Source organism: Bacteroides cellulolyticus (assembly GCF_025567135.1).
Taxonomy (GTDB): domain Bacteria; phylum Bacteroidota; class Bacteroidia; order Bacteroidales; family Bacteroidaceae; genus Phocaeicola; species Phocaeicola cellulolyticus.
The window spans coordinates 21,059-40,087 of the sequence record NZ_JAOQJJ010000015.1 but is presented as its reverse complement, the minus strand read 5'-3'; the positions used below and the strand labels follow the sequence as shown (position 1 = coordinate 40,087).

19 protein-coding genes are annotated in these 19,029 nt (G+C 38.9%); 12 read left to right on the top strand and 7 right to left on the bottom strand.

The genetic code is table 11. The features are described 5' to 3' along the window. The first annotated feature begins 7 nt into the window (after positions 1 to 7). From OCV82_RS12100 to glmM, 4 genes are all read left to right on the top strand, one after another. Positions 8 to 1,939, top strand: a complete 1,932-nt coding sequence (locus OCV82_RS12100) for a ComEC/Rec2 family competence protein (protein WP_154044630.1) — start codon at positions 8 to 10, stop codon at positions 1,937 to 1,939. A gap of 49 nt (positions 1,940 to 1,988) precedes the next feature. Further along, entirely contained in the window at positions 1,989 to 3,026 is a 1,038-nt protein-coding gene (locus OCV82_RS12095) for a DHH family phosphoesterase (protein WP_154044629.1), read from the top strand. 100 nt (positions 3,027 to 3,126) lie between these two features. Beyond that, on the top strand, positions 3,127 to 3,783 hold the full coding sequence (locus OCV82_RS12090) for a DUF4827 domain-containing protein (RefSeq protein WP_154044628.1): 657 nt from the start codon (positions 3,127 to 3,129) through the stop codon (positions 3,781 to 3,783). A gap of 8 nt (positions 3,784 to 3,791) precedes the next feature. Beyond that, positions 3,792 to 5,180: a phosphoglucosamine mutase gene (glmM, locus tag OCV82_RS12085; protein ID WP_154044627.1), complete on the top strand. Its 1,389-nt coding sequence runs from the start codon at positions 3,792 to 3,794 to the stop codon at positions 5,178 to 5,180. Between the two features lie 62 nt (positions 5,181 to 5,242). Here glmM and hemW read toward each other — a convergent pair whose 3' ends face one another. After that, positions 5,243 to 6,373 (bottom strand): radical SAM family heme chaperone HemW, encoded by a 1,131-nt coding sequence (gene hemW, locus OCV82_RS12080; RefSeq protein WP_154044626.1) that lies wholly within the window; start codon positions 6,371 to 6,373, stop codon positions 5,243 to 5,245. Positions 6,374 to 6,836: 463 nt separating this feature from the next. Between hemW and OCV82_RS12075 the strand changes: the two genes are divergently transcribed. The 3 genes from OCV82_RS12075 to rprY all read left to right on the top strand — a co-directional run bounded on the left by OCV82_RS12075 (position 6,837) and on the right by rprY (position 11,530). Then, on the top strand, positions 6,837 to 8,996 hold the full coding sequence (locus OCV82_RS12075; RefSeq protein WP_154044625.1) for an elongation factor G: 2,160 nt from the start codon (positions 6,837 to 6,839) through the stop codon (positions 8,994 to 8,996). A 265-nt stretch (positions 8,997 to 9,261) separates the two neighbouring features. After that, entirely contained in the window at positions 9,262 to 10,818 is a 1,557-nt protein-coding gene (locus OCV82_RS12070; RefSeq protein ID WP_154044624.1) for a sensor histidine kinase, read from the top strand. 1 nt (position 10,819) lies between these two features. Continuing rightward, complete coding sequence (rprY, locus tag OCV82_RS12065) at positions 10,820 to 11,530, top strand: response regulator transcription factor RprY (RefSeq protein ID WP_154044623.1); 711 nt, start codon at positions 10,820 to 10,822, stop codon at positions 11,528 to 11,530. A 70-nt stretch (positions 11,531 to 11,600) separates the two neighbouring features. Here rprY and OCV82_RS12060 read toward each other — a convergent pair whose 3' ends face one another. Then, complete coding sequence (locus OCV82_RS12060; RefSeq protein ID WP_204390761.1) at positions 11,601 to 11,777, bottom strand: hypothetical protein; 177 nt, start codon at positions 11,775 to 11,777, stop codon at positions 11,601 to 11,603. A 124-nt stretch (positions 11,778 to 11,901) separates the two neighbouring features. Further along, positions 11,902 to 12,348, bottom strand: a complete 447-nt coding sequence (locus tag OCV82_RS12055; protein ID WP_154044622.1) for a MarR family winged helix-turn-helix transcriptional regulator — start codon at positions 12,346 to 12,348, stop codon at positions 11,902 to 11,904. A gap of 202 nt (positions 12,349 to 12,550) precedes the next feature. On the opposite strand from OCV82_RS12055, the gene rpsF reads away from it, so the two are divergent. The 3 genes from rpsF to rplI are packed head-to-tail and all read left to right on the top strand — an operon-like array spanning position 12,551 to position 13,630. Then, complete coding sequence (gene rpsF / locus OCV82_RS12050; protein WP_154044621.1) at positions 12,551 to 12,898, top strand: 30S ribosomal protein S6; 348 nt, start codon at positions 12,551 to 12,553, stop codon at positions 12,896 to 12,898. Between the two features lie 2 nt (positions 12,899 to 12,900). Then, positions 12,901 to 13,170, top strand: coding sequence for a 30S ribosomal protein S18 (gene rpsR / locus OCV82_RS12045; protein WP_154044620.1), 270 nt, complete (start codon positions 12,901 to 12,903; stop codon positions 13,168 to 13,170). Positions 13,171 to 13,186: 16 nt separating this feature from the next. Further along, entirely contained in the window at positions 13,187 to 13,630 is a 444-nt protein-coding gene (gene rplI, locus OCV82_RS12040) for a 50S ribosomal protein L9 (protein WP_154044619.1), read from the top strand. 189 nt (positions 13,631 to 13,819) lie between these two features. Here the strand turns inward: rplI and OCV82_RS12035 are convergent, their stop codons facing one another. Beyond that, positions 13,820 to 14,026: a hypothetical protein gene (locus OCV82_RS12035; protein WP_154044618.1), complete on the bottom strand. Its 207-nt coding sequence runs from the start codon at positions 14,024 to 14,026 to the stop codon at positions 13,820 to 13,822. Positions 14,027 to 14,273: 247 nt separating this feature from the next. On the opposite strand from OCV82_RS12035, the gene mtaB reads away from it, so the two are divergent. Together mtaB and OCV82_RS12025 are read left to right on the top strand one after the other, a co-directional pair. Beyond that, positions 14,274 to 15,590 (top strand): tRNA (N(6)-L-threonylcarbamoyladenosine(37)-C(2))-methylthiotransferase MtaB, encoded by a 1,317-nt coding sequence (gene mtaB, locus OCV82_RS12030; RefSeq protein WP_154044617.1) that lies wholly within the window; start codon positions 14,274 to 14,276, stop codon positions 15,588 to 15,590. 30 nt (positions 15,591 to 15,620) lie between these two features. Then, entirely contained in the window at positions 15,621 to 16,643 is a 1,023-nt protein-coding gene (locus OCV82_RS12025; RefSeq protein WP_154044616.1) for a glycosyltransferase family 2 protein, read from the top strand. Positions 16,644 to 16,659: 16 nt separating this feature from the next. Here the strand turns inward: OCV82_RS12025 and miaA are convergent, their stop codons facing one another. The 3 genes from miaA to lpxA form a co-directional block, all read right to left on the bottom strand. Next, a complete protein-coding gene (miaA, locus tag OCV82_RS12020) occupies positions 16,660 to 17,565 on the bottom strand; it encodes a tRNA (adenosine(37)-N6)-dimethylallyltransferase MiaA (RefSeq protein WP_154044615.1) in 906 nt (301 codons plus the stop codon). A 91-nt stretch (positions 17,566 to 17,656) separates the two neighbouring features. After that, positions 17,657 to 18,208 (bottom strand): IS1096 element passenger TnpR family protein, encoded by a 552-nt coding sequence (locus tag OCV82_RS12015; RefSeq protein WP_154044614.1) that lies wholly within the window; start codon positions 18,206 to 18,208, stop codon positions 17,657 to 17,659. 46 nt (positions 18,209 to 18,254) lie between these two features. Next, positions 18,255 to 19,022, bottom strand: coding sequence for an acyl-ACP--UDP-N-acetylglucosamine O-acyltransferase (lpxA, locus tag OCV82_RS12010; RefSeq protein ID WP_154044613.1), 768 nt, complete (start codon positions 19,020 to 19,022; stop codon positions 18,255 to 18,257). Positions 19,023 to 19,029: the final 7 nt, after the last annotated feature.

Below are 19,029 nucleotides of genomic sequence, written 5' to 3'. Positions count from 1 at the left end.
AGTTTTTATGGCAGCCGGAATTTTTTTCTTCGACAGGTTTCTGCCGGATGTGTCTTTACGGTTTTTACTTCTCGTACTTTGGGCAGTCTTTTTGCCATTGTTCTTTTCCGTGGTGATTAAATTCAGGACTCTTCGTCTGAATTATTCTTTAGGAGTTATAGTTTCCGCATGCTTTTTTCTTATAGGTGGAATACTGATTGTTCAGAAAAGGAAAAATATAGAATATGAGTGGAGTGACAAGGAACAGTGTTATTATGGCGTGGTAGAAACCACTCCTGAAGTTCGTGGCAAAACCTTATGTTCAGAAGTAAGGGTTAACCTTGCAATTCCTTCAACAGCCGACAGTATATACGGAAAGTCAATTAACCGGAATATTCTTTTATATTATATTCCGGATTCTGCGACATATATTCCCCAGTGCGGTGACGGTATTGTTTTTTATTCAGCCATATCCAAACCGCTTTCCGATATCGAATTTATGGGATTTGATTATGAAAGGTACCTTTTCACCAAAGGAATATCCGGAACAGCATTGGCTTTCTCCGGCAATTGGGAAGCCGTCAGAGTTGAACATCCGCAATCAATAAGGCACATAGCGTTGAGATGTAGGGATATCATCGCTGGGAAGTTTGAAAGTTGGGACATGGGCGATAATGAACTGGCTGTAGTTTCAGCTTTGACAATTGGCGACAAGAGTGAGCTTACTCCGGAGTTAAAAGCTGTGTATAGTGCGGCGGGAACAAGTCATGTACTGGCATTGTCAGGATTGCACGTCGGAATATTGTCGGGTATTCTTTATCTTTTATTGTGGCCTCTCAGAAAATTGAGAGGAGGAAGAATCGTTCAGTCACTTGCTGTGGCGACGGTTCTATGGATATTTGCATTTATCACCGGTCTTAGTCCCTCAGTAGTAAGGGCAGTTACTATGTGTACGCTTTATCTGGTGGCATCGGTTCTGGTGGAAAACGGTTTTTGCGGATTCTTTTCGTTGTCGTTGACAGCATTCGTAATGCTGGTATATAACCCAATGTATCTTTTCGATATAAGTTTTCAGCTGTCGTTTGTAGCAGTGCTTTCCATTATTCTTTTCTATCCGCTCATTTTCGGATGGATAAAGAGTTCAAACAGGTTGATACGCTATTTATGGGGCGCAATGTCTGTTTCTATGGCTGCACAGTTGGGTACATTGCCTCTTATATTATATTATTTCGGAACTTTCCCAACATACTTCCTAATAGCTAATATAGTGGTGGGGCCATTGGCGGTTTGTATCCTTTCGCTTACTATGGCTTCTTTATTATTCTCGTATATACCTATGGTAGGGAATGTTTGTGTCTGGCTGTTGGATGGAGTGACCGGGATACTGAACGCTTCGATGCAGTTTGTTCATGGAATGCAAGGCTCACAGATTACTTCCGTCAGTTTCAATGAACTTCAGGTCCTTCTGTTTTCAGTTCTTTTGTTGATACTATATGTATTTTTGAAGAAGCGTCGTCCTGGAGATTTATTGAAGATACTTTCCATTCTTTGCATTATTGCCATTATTGAAGTCTATAAGATACGGACGGATGATGCTCCGTCATTGTTTTTTGCACGTTCCGGTCTGTATATCAGAAATGGTAAAAATCTTGATACTGTTACGTCCGGAAACGGGCTTCATGAGATAAATGGAATTAGAGTAGGGGTGATGGACTCCGGTCGCTGGAAAAACATACGGCTTGCCGGTACATCGGAACTTGCTGTACTTGATTATGTATATATATGTAAGGGATTTGAGGGAAACATTACAGGGTTGTCCGGTCTGTTTAAGATAAAAAATGTGATAATAGATGGTTCGATAAGTGAAAGATACAGGAGGTTTTTGAAACAGGAATGCGAGAGGCTTAATATAAGATGTATTGAAAAATCCGCTCAAGCTTCCTTTAGAATACTTCTGTAAATAGAAAAAAAAGAGTACATTTGCCAACAATTTAACACAAACAATAAATATGCTTTCAAAGATAATCTTACAAGCGAACATTGACAAGGTAGAAACCTATTTCGAAAAGGCTGACAAAATAGTTATAGTAACACATGTTTCGCCTGATGGCGATGCTTTGGGCTCATCGTTGGGGCTTTACCATTTCTTGCTCGGAATGGAAAAGAATGTGCATGTGATAGTTCCGAATGCTTTCCCTGAGTTCCTTCAATGGATGCCGGGAGCAAAGGATATAATCAGATATGACAAGTATGCCGAGTTTGCCGATAAGCTGATAGCCGAGGCTGACGTGATATGCTGTCTGGACTTCAATGCTTTGTCGAGAATAGATGCAGTGGCAAAACCTGTGGCGGAATCGCAGGCGCGTAAGGTTATGATAGACCATCATCTAAATCCGGAACCATTCTGTAAGATTACAATTTCTCATCCTAAAATATCTTCAACATCAGAATTGATATTCCGTCTGATATGCCGTCTGGGATGTTTTGACGATATAACATACGAAGCTGCACAGTGTATTTATACCGGAATGATGACAGATACAGGAGGGTTTACATATAACTCTAACGACCGTGAGATATATTTCATCATCAGCGAGCTCCTTTCTAAAGGAATTGACAAGGATGATATCTATCGCAAGGTATTCAATACATATTCCGAAGGCCGTCTCCGTCTGATGGGTTATGTACTTTACGATAAGATGGAAGTATTCCATCAGTTCCGTTCGGCTCTGATATGGCTTACTAAAGACGAGCAGAAGAAATTCCAGTATGTAAAGGGTGACACAGAGGGATTTGTAAATATACCTCTTCAGATGAAAGGTATATGTTTCTCTGTCTTCTTGCGTGAAGATACAGAAAAGAATATGATAAAAGTGTCATTGCGTTCGGTTGGTAATTTCCCTTGCAACAAGGTCGCAGAGGAATTCTTCAATGGAGGAGGGCATCTTAATGCTTCAGGCGGTGAATTTTACGGAACAATGGACGAAGCTATAGGATTGTTCAAGCAGGCACTTGTGAAATATGAAGATCTGCTGCTTAAGAATTGATTCCTAGCATATTTTTCTACAAAATTAACTATTACATCGACTAATTTAGTATGGGGATATAAATAGTTTTATTAATTTTGCCCTGTAAATTTTTAAAATAATGAAGAAACTATTCTATTTATCGGTATTGGTATATGTATTGTCTTTCGGACTTCAGAGCTGTAACAACGGAAAGACATATGCAGAACAGAAAGAAGAAGAGGCTGATGCCATCAACAAATTTATTTTGGAGAACGATATAAAGGTTATCTCTGAAAAAGAATTCATAGAGAATGATACGGTGACTAAGGAGAATGAGTACGTTTTGTTCGACAAAAGTGGTGTGTATATGAATATTCAATATCGTGGTGACGGGGAAATTCTCAAAGAAGGAAGATATACAATATCATCTCGATTTATGGAAGTCTGTATTATGGATGTTGCTGATTTTAGTATCAGTGCCGGTGATACATTGTTGTATAATACAAAGTCTCCGTATTCTGAAAATTTCCTTGCAACTGTGGGATCATCAGGTTCTTATTCAGCATCTTTTACCGATGTTGCGCAAAGTGAAATGTATCTTCGTTATGAAACGTCTGCTGTTCCGTCAGGTTGGCTTGTTCCTCTTGCTTACTTGAAGCTGAGATCATACATATCAGCTCCACCTTCAGAAAAAATCGCACGTGTAAAATTAATTGTCCCGCATAGTGAAGGTACGTATTATGCACAAAGATATGTCTATCCATGTTATTATGAAATAACTTATGACCTAAATTAATATAATCTATGACATTAATCAAATCAATTTCCGGAATCCGTGGCACTATAGGTGGCCAGGCCGGTGAAGGACTTAATCCGTTGGATATTGTGAAGTTTACTTCAGCATATGCTACGCTGATTCGTAAGACAACAACTGTGAAAAGCAATAAAATCGTTGTTGGACGCGACGCACGTATTTCCGGCGAAATGGTGAAGAATGTAGTTTGCGGTACTCTTATGGGTATGGGATTCGATGTTGTAAACATCGGCCTTGCTTCTACTCCAACTACAGAACTTGCCGTTACTATGGAAGGTGCTTGCGGTGGTATCATCCTTACTGCAAGTCATAATCCAAGACAGTGGAACGCTCTGAAACTTCTGAACGAACACGGAGAATTCCTTAATGCTGCCGAAGGTAATGAAGTGTTGCGTATTGCAGCTGCCGAAGAATTTACATTTGCCGACATAGACAACCTTGGTAAATATACAGAAAACAATACATACAACCAGCGCCATATTGACAGCGTATTGGCTTTGAAACTCGTTGACGTTGAGGCTATCCGTAAGGCTAACTTCCGTGTGGCTATTGACTGTGTTAACTCTGTGGGTGGTATCATCCTTCCTCAGTTGCTCGAACAGTTGGGCGTTCAGCATGTAGAAAAACTATACTGCGAGCCAACAGGTGACTTCCAGCACAACCCAGAACCTCTTGAAAAGAACTTGAGCGACATCATGGGACTTATGAAGAAGGGTGGAAATGATGTAGCTTTCGTTGTTGACCCTGACGTTGACCGTTTGGCTATCATCAGCGAAGACGGTTCAATGTATGGTGAAGAATATACATTGGTGACTGTTGCCGACTATGTATTGAAGCACACTCCAGGAAATACTGTTTCAAACCTCAGCTCAACTCGTGCTTTGCGCGATGTTACTCGCAAATATGGTATGGAATATAATGCGTCTGCAGTAGGTGAAGTGAACGTAGTAACAAAGATGAAGGCTACAAACGCTGTAATCGGTGGTGAAGGTAACGGTGGAGTTATCTATCCTGAATCACATTACGGACGTGACGCTCTTGTTGGTATAGCATTGTTCCTGAGCCACCTTGCTCACGAAGGCAAGAAGGTGACAGAGCTCCGCGCAACATATCCTGAATACTTCATTGCGAAGAACCGTATCGACCTTACTCCTGAAACAGATGTTGATGCTATCCTGCTGAAAGTTAAGGAAATGTACAAGAATGAGGAAATCAACGACATCGACGGTGTCAAGATTGACTTCGCAGATAAATGGGTACACTTGCGCAAGAGTAATACAGAACCTATCATCCGTGTTTATTCTGAAGCTTCTACTATGGAGGCTGCCGATGAACTTGGCAAGCAGATCATGGATATAGTATATAGCCTGGCTAAGTAATAATTTTTACTATTCATATATATGAAAATGCTCCCTTGATGGATAAATCGGGGGAGCATTTTTTATTCCACCCAAAGCATGTCACTCATTATTCCGTCTGATATGAAAATTCCGCTTTGAGTCAGTTTCAGGGTATTATCCTTTATTTCAAGCGTTCCCTGACTGATGTGTGGGCGAGCCATCTTCAGGCAATAGTCGTAAAGAGCGTTCCCGTATTCGGCTTTAAGCTTATCCAGTGGCATTCCCCATGCGGTACGGATTGATGTGATTACGAAATCGTTGTAGCGGGTATATAAGTCCAGCTCTTCAATTTCTGATATATCCGAACCTTTGTTTATGCCTTCTATGTATTTATCAAGTAACGAAATATTCCATTGCCGTGAGTATCCGTCGTATGAATGGGCTGACGGGCCGCATCCAAGGTATTTTATCCCTGTCCAGTAACTTGAATTATGTCGTGAGTGCATTCCAGGACGGCAGAAATTTGAAATCTCATAATGCACATATCCGTTTTCTTTCAGACGTGAGATGAGTGTTTCAAACAATGAATTGCTCAAATCCTCGTCGGCTTCCTTCACTTTGTTTTCTTCTCTCAGTTTGTAAAGCACAGTTCCTTCTTCGTATATCAGATGATATGCCGAAATATGTTCCGGTTTCAGCGAGATAGCTGTGTCAAGATCTTTGTTCCACGTATCCATACTTTCGCCTGGAAGTCCGTACATAAGGTCGATGCTTATATTGCGGAATCCTGCATTCCTGCATCTGCCGAAAGCCTCTATGGCCTGTTGTGCGTTGTGGCGTCTTTTCAGAAGAGACAGGATATCATCGTTGAAGGTCTGTATTCCCATGCTCAGACGGTTGAAAGGAAGGGTAGAGAGCATTTCCACATATTCGTCTGTCAGGTCGTCAGGATTTGCTTCTATTGTGATTTCAGCATTCGGGTTTACGCTGTAATTGTCATATATGGTTCTGAATATATTTGTGAAATCATCCTTTTCCAGTTGCGATGGCGTTCCGCCGCCAAGGTAAATAGTGTCTATGGTTTCATCGCCCAGATAGTCTTTTCTTCCGGCTATTTCCTTGCACAGAGCCTTGATATATTCGTTTTTCTTTTCGGAAGCCGTAGTAGAGAAGAAGTCGCAGTATATGCATCTTCTTTTGCAGAACGGTATGTGTATGTAAATTCCTGCCATTTATATCATGTTATTGTTAAGAATTTATGCAAAGGTACGAATTTTCTGAATTATAGTATTGCCTGTATGAAAAGAGTATTCTGTGCATTTTTTCTTGTAAATAATAGGATAAAATCTATAAATACAAGTTTGGTTTTTATAAACCACAGTGTGGTTTGTAAAAATATCAGTGTGATTTATATAAATATCAGTTGTATTTATAGAATATGTTTAGAAGGAAATATTTTTTCTTGGACATTACTTTGATTTTAATAATAACAGTATTCTTTTTTATTACATCCTGAAAATACACTCTAATCGTATGATTTAAAGGGATATATTACGTTATGTGTCAGAAAACATAGTTTAGTAACACGAATGTAACAGTTGGATTTCTGAACATAAATTTCTATTTTGCGCCAACTTAAAAATGAGATATGAAAAGCATATCCTTTATTCTATTAATTTTTTAATCTAGAATACCATGAAAGTATATCAGACTAACGAAATCAAAAACATTGCACTTCTTGGCAATGATGGCTCAGGTAAAACCACCCTCACTGAAGCATTGCTCTTTGAGAGTGGTATTATAAAACGTCGCGGCAGAATTACTGCCAAGAACACTGTCAGCGACTATTTCCCGGTAGAGCAGGAGTATGGTTACTCTGTATTCTCTACCGTTTATCATGTAGAGTGGAATGGTAAAAAACTTAATATCATAGACTGTCCGGGTAGTGATGACTTCGTGGGAGCTGCTATAACTGCACTTAATGTAACAGATACAGCCATATTGCTTCTTAACGGTCAGTACGGACCTGAAGTAGGTACTCAGAATCACTTCCGTTACACTGAGAAGTTGGGTAAACCGGTTATCTTCCTTGTTAACCAGCTTGACTCGCCTAACTGCGATTTCGATAAAGTGCTTGAACAGTTGACTGAGAATTATGGTTCTAAAGTTGTTCCGGTTCAGTATCCTCTCAGTACGGGTCCGGACTTCAATTCGTTGATTGATGTACTTTTAATGAAAAAATATTCGTGGGGACCAGAAGGTGGTGCTCCTACTATCGAACCTGTTCCGGCTGAAGAAATGGAAAAGGCTATGGAATGGCACAAGAGACTTGTTGAGGCTGCTGCCGAACACGATGAGACTCTTATGGAAAAATTCTTTGAATCAGAATCGCTTACAGAAGACGAAATGCGTGAGGGTATCCGCAAGGGATTGGCTGCAAGGGGTATGTTCCCTGTGTTCTGCGTATGTGCAGGAAAAGATATGGGTGTACGCCGTCTGATGGAATTCCTCGGTAACGTGGTACCTTTCGTTGACGAAATGCCTGTGGTTCACAATACACGTGGTGTTCCTGTTCCTCCTGTGGCTGATGCTCCAACTTCACTTTATTTCTTCAAGACTGCTGTTGAACCTCATATCGGTGATGTGCAGTATTTCAAGGTGATGAGTGGTGTTGTTCACGAAGGTGACGACCTGAATAATGCCGACCGTGGATCGAAGGAACGTATGGCACAGCTTTATGTGTGTGCAGGTGCAAACCGTGAAAAGGTGGAAGAACTGAGAGCCGGTGATATAGGCTGTACAGTGAAGCTGAAAGACGTTAAGACTGGCAATACACTGAATAGCAAGGATTGTGAAAATAGATTCAATTTCATCAAGTATCCAAATCCTAAATATACTAGAGCTATCAAGCCGGAAAATGAGGCAGATACTGAAAAGATGATGGCTATCCTGAACCGTATGCGCGAGGAAGATCCTACATGGGTTGTTGAGCAGTCAAAGGAATTGAAACAGATTCTTGTTCATGGTCAGGGTGAGTTCCATTTGCGTACACTGAAATGGCGTCTTGAAAATAATGAGAAACTTGCAGTGCAGTTCATGGAACCTAAGATTCCTTACAGAGAAACTATTACTAAGGCTGCACGCGCTGACTACAGACATAAGAAACAGTCGGGTGGTGCCGGACAGTTTGGTGAAGTTCATCTTATCGTGGAACCATATTACGAAGGTATGCCTACTCCTGAAGTCTATAAATTCAATGGTCAGGAATTCAAGATCAATGTGAAGAGTACTGAAACTGTTGATTTGGAATGGGGTGGTAAGCTGGTATTCATCAACAGTGTTGTAGGTGGAGCTATCGATACGAGATTTATGCCTGCTATCCTTAAAGGTATCATGAGCCGTATGGAACAGGGACCTCTGACAGGTTCGTATGCACGCGACGTACGTGTTATCGTATATGACGGAAAGATGCATCCGGTTGACTCAAATGAAATTTCGTTCATGCTTGCCGGACGTAATGCCTTCAGCGAAGCATTCAAGAACGCTGGTCCTAAGATTCTTGAACCTATATATGATGTGGAAGTTTTCGTTCCGAGCGACAAGCTTGGTGATGTAATGAGTGATATGCAGGGACGCCGCGGTATGATTATGGGTATGAGCAGCGAAAAGGGATACGAAAAGCTTGCAGCAAAAGTTCCTTTGAAAGAAATGTCTAACTATTCTACTGCTTTAAGCTCATTGACAGGTGGACGTGCTTCGTTCATTATGAAGTTTGCAAGTTACGAACTTGTTCCAACTGATGTCCAGAATAAGCTTATGAAGGAATTTGAAGAGCAGGAAAAGAACGAAGATTGATAGTTAGTTAATATTTTAATACATAAAAAAGCCGTATTTCTTAAAAATACGGCTTTTTTTTATTCACTTTTCATGAACTTTTCGCCACTTTTAGTTGTTATATATTTAAAGTTATATTAATTTTGTAAAGTAAGTGCGGAGGAAATGACTTTTACTTGTGGTTTTATTAATTAAAAATAGGTGATATTGTTAAATACGAAAAAATCCCGTGTAAAACATGTTAATTGATGATGATTATATTAATTAGCTTGTTAAATTTGTCACCATGAAAAAGTCAACAATATGGATATTAGGAGTCATTATGGCTCTGTCTTTTCTTAGTCTGCTATATTTGCAGGTAAGTTACATAGAAGAGATGGTTAAGATGCGTCGTGGACAATTCGAAGAGAATGTAAACCGCAGTCTTGTTCAGTCCGTGCGTAATCTTGAACTGGTGGAAACCAAGAAGTATCTTGAAGCAGATGTTGCTGCTACTGAAAGGGCGGCTCGTCTGGCTGAGCAGTTTAATCTGAATAAGGGAAAAGGAAGCGATGACATACTCCAGCAGCATCACCAATATACTATAACATCGCCTGATGGAAGTATGTATTCCACTTTCGAATTCAAGACTATTACCAACAGACCGTCAAGTGTCCCTAAGGTGATAATTTCTACAGGAAAGAATATTCCGCAGACATCAAGGACATTGCAGGAGATAATAAAGGAAAGGTATGTATATCAGAGGGCATTGCTTGATGAAGTGATATACAATATTCTATATACGGCAAGCGACAAGCCTCTGAAGGAGAGGATAAATTTCAAGCAGCTGGATCATTTCATCAAATCTGAGTTGCTTAACAACGGATTGGATTTGCCATATCATTTCACTGTTACGGACAGAGACGGAAAGGAAATATACCGTTGTTCGGACTATGCATATGATGGAGAGAAGATTTATTCCAGACTGCTGTTTGAAAATGATCCTCCGGCAAAAATGGGATATGTGAATATATTCTTCCCAACAATGGATGATTATATTTTCAGTTCTGTGAAGTTTATGATTCCTTCCATAATCTTTACTATTGTACTTCTGATAACATTTATTTTTACTATATATATAATATTCCGTCAGAAGAAGCTTACAGAGATAAAGAATGATTTCATAAACAACATGACTCATGAATTCAAGACACCTATCTCTACCATATCACTGGCTGCCCAGATGCTTAATGATCCGGCTGTAGGAAAATCGCCTGTGATGTTCAAGCATATATCTGGGGTGATAAATGATGAAACGAAACGTCTTCGTTTCCAGGTGGAAAAAGTATTGCAGATGTCAATGTTCGAACGCCAGAAAGCCACTCTGAAGAAAAAGAAGATTGATGCCAATGAACTGGTGAACGGAGTGATAAATACTTTCAGGCTGAAGGTGGAAAGTTGTCATGGAACATTGGATGCAGAGCTTGAAGCTACAGACCCGTTTATCTTCGTTGACGAAATGCATTTCACAAACGTGATATTCAATCTGCTTGACAATGCAGTCAAGTATAAACGTGCGGATGTGGATATAAGTCTGAAAGTCAGAACCTGGAATGAGGCTAACAAGCTTCATATATCAGTAGAAGACAACGGAATAGGTATAAAGAAAGAAAATTTGAAAAAGATATTTGATAAGTTCTACCGAGTCCATACCGGAAATTTGCACGATGTGAAAGGCTTCGGTCTTGGATTGGCCTATGTTAAGAAGATAATTACAGATCACAACGGAAGCATTCGTGCTGAAAGTGAACTGAATGTCGGAACTAAATTTATAATTGTATTACCTTTATTTAAAGAAGAATAATATGGACGAAAGAATGCGTATTTTATTGTGCGAAGATGACGAGAATCTTGGCATGCTTTTGAGAGAATATTTACAGGCTAAAGGTTATGAAGCTGACCTGTTCCTGAATGGTGACGAAGGAGTGAAAGGATATCAGAAAGGAAAATATGATATGATTGTAACAGACGTTATGATGCCTGTTAAAGACGGTTTCTCTATGATTCAGGAAATCAAACAGATCAATTCGGAAGTGCCTGTGATTTTCCTTACTGCAAAAACTATGAAGGAAGACATCCTTGAAGGTTTCAAGATTGGTGCAGACGATTATATCAGCAAGCCGTTTAGTATGGAAGAACTTACACTTCGTATTGAGGCAATCTTGCGTCGTGTCAGAGGTAAGAAGGTTAAGGAAAATACTATGTATAATATTGGTAACTTTACTTTCGATACTCAGAAACAGTTGCTTACTATTGGTGATAAGCAGACTAAACTTACTACTAAGGAGTCTGAACTTCTGTCATTGCTTTGTTCTCATGCAAACGAAATCCTTCAGAGAGATTATGCACTGAAGAACATCTGGATTGACGATAATTATTTCAATGCACGAAGCATGGATGTTTATATCACTAAGTTGCGTAAACACCTTAAAGCGGATCCGTCTATCGAAATTATCAATATCCACGGTAAGGGATATAAATTGATTACTCCTGACGAAGAACAGCAGGAAGCTTAATGATAAATGACAAAATAAAAAGAGGTTACCCGAAAGGATAACCTCTTTTTATTTTGTCTGATTTCGTAAATTAATCAGTAATGCGTTTGTTGATCAGGATATAGCTGATAAGTCCAACGATGATAAGAACAAATGATGTTCCCAAAATAGTGTTGTTGTTCACATTTTCAGTTGCAAAACATGCAATCAGGATAACAGCTCCGATAATAATCAATATTACTCCCAGATTCTTTAATAAGCTTTTCATGTGTGTCTTCTATTTTTATGGTTTATTCGTTTATTGGTTACAAATTAAAGCATAATTCTTTATACGTGAAAATTATTTTACGAAAAAAAATGAAATTCGTATAATATCATGCATCTCTATATTGTTAATCTTTCGTGTTTGTGAAGATTTTGCGAAGTACCTCCTGGCTTACGCTTAACTCTTCAAGAGTCAACCCTTTCAATGCTTCTTTAAGTGTGAGGTTGGCAACAAGCCTGGCCTTGTCCTCAAGCTGTTTCCCATCCTTTGTCAGATGTATCAGATTGGTTCTTCTATCTTTCTTGTCAGATATGCGTACAACCAGGTGTTGTTTCTCCATATTGTCTATTAGTCGGGTCATGCTTGGTTTGTCTTTAAACGTAGCATTGCAGAGTTCCTGTTGCGTCACTCCGTCTTTTTCCCACAGGAAAATCAGTACCGTCCATTGTTCCGGAGTGATATCCAATCCGTTCATCCTGAAATTCCTAATGAGCTTTCTGTTTATTGCTGCTGATACTTTACCATTAAGAATGGCAAATATTAATTGTATGTCGAAATTAAATTGTTCTATCATATAATTATTGTTTATACAACTATGCAAATATACAACTTATTGTCGTAATACGTATTCTTATTACCTATAATAATCACTTATTCTGATATATTAGTAAATAATTATAGAATAAAAACGCTATAAATGTTTGTATATTAGATAAAAAGTTGTACCTTTGCGCCGCGATTGAAATTTTTATTAATAATTTAATTAACGAATAAGTATGAATCAATACGAAACCGTTTTCATTTTAACTCCCGTTTTATCTGACGCTCAGATGAAGGAAGCGGTAGAGAAGTTCAAGGCAATCCTTACTCAGGAAGGTGCTGAGATCATCAATGAAGAAAACTGGGGATTGAAGAAATTGGCTTATCCAATTCAGAAGAAATCTACAGGTTTCTATCAGTTGATTGAGTTTAAAGCTGAACCAGCTGTAATCGAAAAACTTGAGGTTAACTACCGTCGTGATGAAAGAGTTATCCGTTTCTTGACTTTCAAGATGGACAAGTACGCTGCAGAATACGCTGCAAAGAGAAGAAATGTTAAATCAACTAAAAAGGAGGAAAATTAATCATGGCACAGCAACAATCAGAAATCAGATATTTAACTCCGCCATCAGTAGATGTTAAGAAGAAAAAATACTGCCGTTTCAAAAAGAGTGGTATTAAGTATATCGATTACAAAGATCCTGAATTCTTGAAGAAATTCTTGAATGAACAGGGTAAGATCCTTCCTCGTCGCATTACAGGTACTTCATTGAAGTATCAGCGTCGTATTGCACAGGCTGTGAAGAGAGCTCGTCATTTGGCTTTATTGCCTTACGTAACTGATATGATGAAATAAAAAAGGAGGAATAAGTATGGAAATTATATTGAAAGAAGACGTATTAAACTTGGGTTACAAGAACGATGTTGTAACTGTAAAGTCTGGTTATGGTCGTAACTATCTTATTCCGACTGGCAAAGCAGTTATCGCTTCACCGGCAGCAAAGAAAATGTTGGCAGAAGAATTGAAACAGCGTGCTCACGAATTGGAAAAGATTAAGAAAGATGCTGAAGCAGTAGCTGAATCGTTGAAGGGTGTTTCTTTGACTATCGCTACTAAAGTTAGTGCAACAGGTGCAATCTACGGTTCAGTAGGTAACATTCAGATTGCAGAAGAACTTGCTAAATTGGGTCACAACATCGATCGTAAGATTATCGTTGTTAAAGATACAGTTAAGGAAGTTGGTCACTACAAGGCAGTTGTTAAACTTCACAAGGAAGTTTCTGTAGAAATTCCTTTCGAAGTAGTAGCAGAATAATAAGCTTATTACATAAGTATATGAAAAATCCCTTTCGAATGAAAGGGATTTTTTTGTTTATAAAAGTTTTGGTTGTGACATTCCTGTTTTTTATAATTAAAGCATTATAGAAAAGTATGGACACAAAAAAAGCCTGTGGGTTTTGTTATCCTACAGACTTTAACTTTTTACCTAAAATTCTACTGATAATTATTCAGCTTTGTCGCAGCAAGCTTTAGCTGAATCGCAAGCTACTGAATCACATGCAGCTGAATCGCAGCATACTGAGTCACATGCTGGAGTAGCTTCTTCAACTACAGCAGCTTCTGTAGATTCTGCATTTGCATTTTTGTTACCACCACATGATGCGAAAGATACTGCAACGAATGCAACGAATAAAAATACTAACTTTTTCATCTTTTTTGCTTTTAAAATTCTGTAATACTTATGTTGTTATCTTAATTGACGCTGCAAAGATATATAGTTTTTTGATACGTTGTTCACTTTTGGTCCAATATTTTCGCTAAAAAATATGTTATGCAGCCTATTTATTGTTTTTTAACAATACCTGTTTTCCTTTTTTTTACACTTCGCCATTGTTCGTTTTTTTATACTTTATAAATCACGAAATATTACGTAACTTTGTGCAAAATATTTTTATTGTATGATTGATACTACTGTTTTCAAGGATAAGAAAGCTGTTTATTACACATTAGGTTGTAAACTCAATTTTGCTGAGACTTCATCAATAGGGAAGTCTTTGAAAGAAGCTGGTGTTAGAACTGCCAGAAAAGGTGAAAAGGCAGATATCATTGTCGTAAATACATGTTCCGTAACGGAAGTTGCTGATAAAAAGTGCAGACAGGCTATTCATAAGCTGGTTAAATCACATCCGGGTGCATATGTCATTGTTACAGGATGTTATGCACAGTTGAAACCTGATACGGTTGCCGATATTAAAGGTGTTGACCTGGTTTTGGGAGCCGAACAAAAAGGAGATCTGATGAAATATCTTGTGACTCTTAACAAGTCTGCTCATGGTGAGGCCATAACTACATCAACAAAAGATATACGTACATTCTCTCCGTCATGTTCGCGTGGTGACAGGACAAGATATTTCTTGAAAGTTCAGGATGGTTGTGATTATTTCTGCTCTTATTGCACTATACCATTTGCCAGAGGAAGAAGCAGAAACGGTAAAATCTCCGATCTTGTGGAACAGGCAAGGGAAGTGGCATCAGAAGGAGGAAAGGAAATAGTACTTACAGGCGTAAATATAGGTGATTTTGGAAAATCAACCGGAGAGACTTTCTTTGATCTTGTTAAGGCGCTTGATGAAGTAGAAGGAATAGAGCGTTATAGAATTTCGTCTATCGAACCTAATTTGCTTACAGACGATATAATAGAGTTTGTTTCGAAGTCAAAGAGATTCATGCCTCATTTCCATATTCCGTTGCAATCGGGATGCGATGAAGTTCTGAAGCTTATGCGCAGAAGATATGATACAAATCTTTTTGCTTCAAAAATAAGAAAAATAAAAGAGTTGATGCCGGATGCTTTTATAGGTGTTGATGTTATAGTTGGAACTCGAGGAGAGACTCCGGAGTATTTTGGGTCTGCATATAATTTTATAAGCTCGCTTGACGTTACACAGCTGCATGTGTTCAGTTATTCTGAACGTCCTGGTACGCAGGCTTTGAAAATAGATTATGTAGTTTCTCCTGAAGAAAAGCATGCAAGAAGCCAACGTTTACTTGAGCTATCCGAAACGAAGCTTAAGGAGTTTTATTCGCGTCATATAGGAAAAGAAGCAGTAGTCCTGGCAGAACATTCAAAACCTGGAATGCCGATGCATGGATTTACGGATAATTATATTCGAGTGGAATTACAGCCTGATAGTGTTTTGGACAATCATCTGGTAAAAGTCAGACTAGGTGATTTTAACGCTGACGGTTCGTCGCTGTTGTCTGAAACAATTTAAAAGATTTCAGGAGAATAAATACATATCTGTATGAAGAAAGTTTCTGTTGTTATATTGAATTGGAACGGGGCGGAAATGTTACGTACATTTCTGCCTTCAGTCATTGAGAATACTAATCCGTTGTTGGCCGACGTATGTGTTGCCGACAACGGCTCTACCGATAATTCAGTAGAAATATTGCAATCTGAATTCCCAACGGTAAGATTGATACGTCTTAGTGAAAACTATGGCTTTGCAGAAGGATATAACAAGGTGATGGATTTTGTTGATACGGAGTATGTAGTTCTTCTTAATAGTGATGTAGAGGTAACCGACTGTTGGATTGAACCTATACTGGAGTATATGGATGAAAATCCTGAAGTTGCCGCCTGTCAGCCTAAAATATTAAGCTATCGTAATAAAGAGCTATTCGAGTATGCGGGAGCTTCAGGAGGCTTTATTGATAAATATGGTTATCCGTTTTGCAGAGGAAGAGTCTTTGACACAGTAGAGGCGGATAATGGTCAGTATAACGATATAATTGATATATTCTGGGCTTCAGGTGCTGCAATGTTTGTCAGACGTAATTTGTACAAGTCGGTAGGAGGGCTTGACGGAAAGTTCTTTGCCCATATGGAAGAAATAGATTTGTGCTGGCGTTTCCTCAGTAGGGGATATAGAGTGGTTTGTGTGCCGTCAAGTACTGTCTATCATGTAGGCGGTGCAACACTCAAGAAAGAGAATCCGCGCAAGACTTATCTTAATTTCCGCAACAACCTGCTGATGTTGTATAAAAATCTTCCTTCGCATGAGTTGAAAAGTGTAATGCGCGTGCGTTGCGCCCTGGATTATATGGCTGCCTTATTCTTCGTGTTGAAGTGTGATTTTGCTAATGCTAAAGCAGTCATAAAAGCCAGGCATGATTATTTGAAACTCCGCGATGAATTCCAGTCATCGCGCCAGTGCAATCTTAAGGAGGCTACTGTTGGAAAAATAAAATACAGATATAATTTTTCCATTATTTTCAGATGTAAGCTTTCTGGCAAGAAGACTTATACCGAACTTACACGATAATTATAACGCAGTGTTATTATAATTTTGATTCTATGAATTCCATTATTTCCTCCTCCTTGTCAGGATGGAACCATGTTATATCATTATCTCGTTTAAACCATGTCATCTGCTTTCGGGAGTAAATACGCGAATTCTGTTTTATTTTTTCTATAGCAAATTCAAGTGTACAGTTACCTTCAAGGTATTGGATTATTTCTTTGTATCCTACCGTGTTAAGTGAATTTAGGTTTCTGTATTCATACACCGACTTGACTTCATCCACAAGACCTTCTTTAATCATGATGTCAACCCTTTTGTTGATGCGTTCATACAGTTCTTCCCTGTCCCTGCATAATCCGATTTTTATGATATCAAACGGTCTCTGTTTTTTGTTTCCAGTTCTGAATGAAGTATATGTTTTTCCGGTCATATAACATATCTCCAGAGCGTGTATCACCCTTTTGGGATTTTTTAAGTCAACTGTCGAGTAGTATTCAGGATCCAACAGTTTCAGTTCGGCACATAATCTGTCCAGACCTTCTTTTTCATACTTCTCCATCATCATCAGCCTTGTCTCGCTGTCAACAGTTGGTATGTCGTCTATTCCTTTACATATAGCATCTATATACATCATGGAGCCGCCTGTCAGAAGAATGGTGTTGTTGCTCTTGAAGAGCTCTTCCAAAAGGCTGATGACCTCACTCTCATATTGTGCTGCGCTGTAGTAATCCGTCAGTTTCAGTGTACCTACGAAATAGTGTTTCACCCTTTTCAGATATTCTTCCGTCGGGGCAGCAGTACCAATCTTCAAGTCGGAGTATAATTGCCTTGAATCGGCAGAAATAATAGGCGAGCCATATTTCTCCGCTATTTTTATACTAAGGTCAGTTTTTCCTACGCCGGTTGGTCCTATGAGTACTATGAGAGTTTTTTTGTTGTCCATCAGATATATAAATTAAGAAAGCGAAGAATGCGGAATATCAACCATTAGTTGAAGCCGTATTCTTCGCTTTTATTAAGTATCGGTATTATAATTAATATTTGTCTTCTTCGTATGGGTTACCTTCACTCATACCGAAACCTTCCATGTCGAAATCTTCCATGTCATAGTCTTCGTCTCCATAGAAGTTTTCTCCCAAGTCAAGCGACTGGCTTGTGTTTAGCTGTTCGTCGAAGTCTATTGTCTGTTGTGGAGCTTCACCTTCCTTGCGTGAGCATATGGCATGTTCAAGATCCTGTCCTGTTATTATTTCAGAAAGTTCGATGAAGAAGATTCTTTCAGCCAGCGGATCGAAAACGTAAATCAGCTTTTGCTTTTCGTCTTCCAACAGTTCGCTCAGCGGAGTATCTTTCATTATGTAAATGTCCTCGTCAGAACTGCTAGTGCCCATATCTTCAAGGGTGATTTCTGTTTCTTTCTCCCAGTCGTCATCACATATAAAGAAAGAAGTCATCTGGTCATCTTTATAACCTGTACACTTTAGTATAGCTTCATGCAAGTCGTAGAATGAAGCGTCTGAATCGATTTTTATTTCTCTCAAGAAATTATCGACTTCGTCTGATATGAGTCTGAATTTGTAAACCATCTTTGTTTAGTTTTAAATCTTTGTTTTGTAAATATACAAAAAATGATTATCTTATTATACCTCTTTGTGAATTTTCTATGAAGGAGATTATATATTCTATCTCCGGACTCATAGGAACATCTTGTTTCACTTGTTCAAGAGCTTCTGCAGTATTCTTTCCGCTATTGTATATTATGCGGTATGCATTATGTATATTTTCTATCAGTTCGTTTGAGAAACCGCGTCTTCTCAGTCCGACGATGTTGATTCCGCAGTATGCGATAGGGTCTCTTCCGGCTATAATGAAAGGTGGTATATCCTTGCTGAAGCGGCTTCCTCCCTGAATCATTCCATAACCGCCCACTCTACAGAATTGATGCATGAGCACGCTCGCACTTATTATTGAATAATCGTCGATTATTATTTCTCCTGCGAATTTTGTAGAGTTTCCGATAATACATCCGTTTCCGATTATAGCGTCGTGTGCAACGTGAACACCTTCCATAAGCAGGTTATTGCTTCCTACTATTGTCTTTCCCTTTGCGGCAGTACCTCTGTTAATGGTAACATTTTCCCTTATGGTATTGTTGTCACCTATCTCGGCTGTAGTTTCCTCTCCCTTGAACTTCAAGTCCTGAGGGATTGCTCCAATAACAGCTCCGGGGAATATTCTGTTGTTATTGCCAATGCGTGAGCCGTAAAGGATGTTTGCATTTGGCATTATGGTGTTGTTGTCACCTATAATCACGTTTTTGTCGATATACACAAATGGTCCGATTTCTACGTTCTGTCCTATTTGTGCTTCCGGATGTATGTATGCTAATGGACTTATCATATTCACT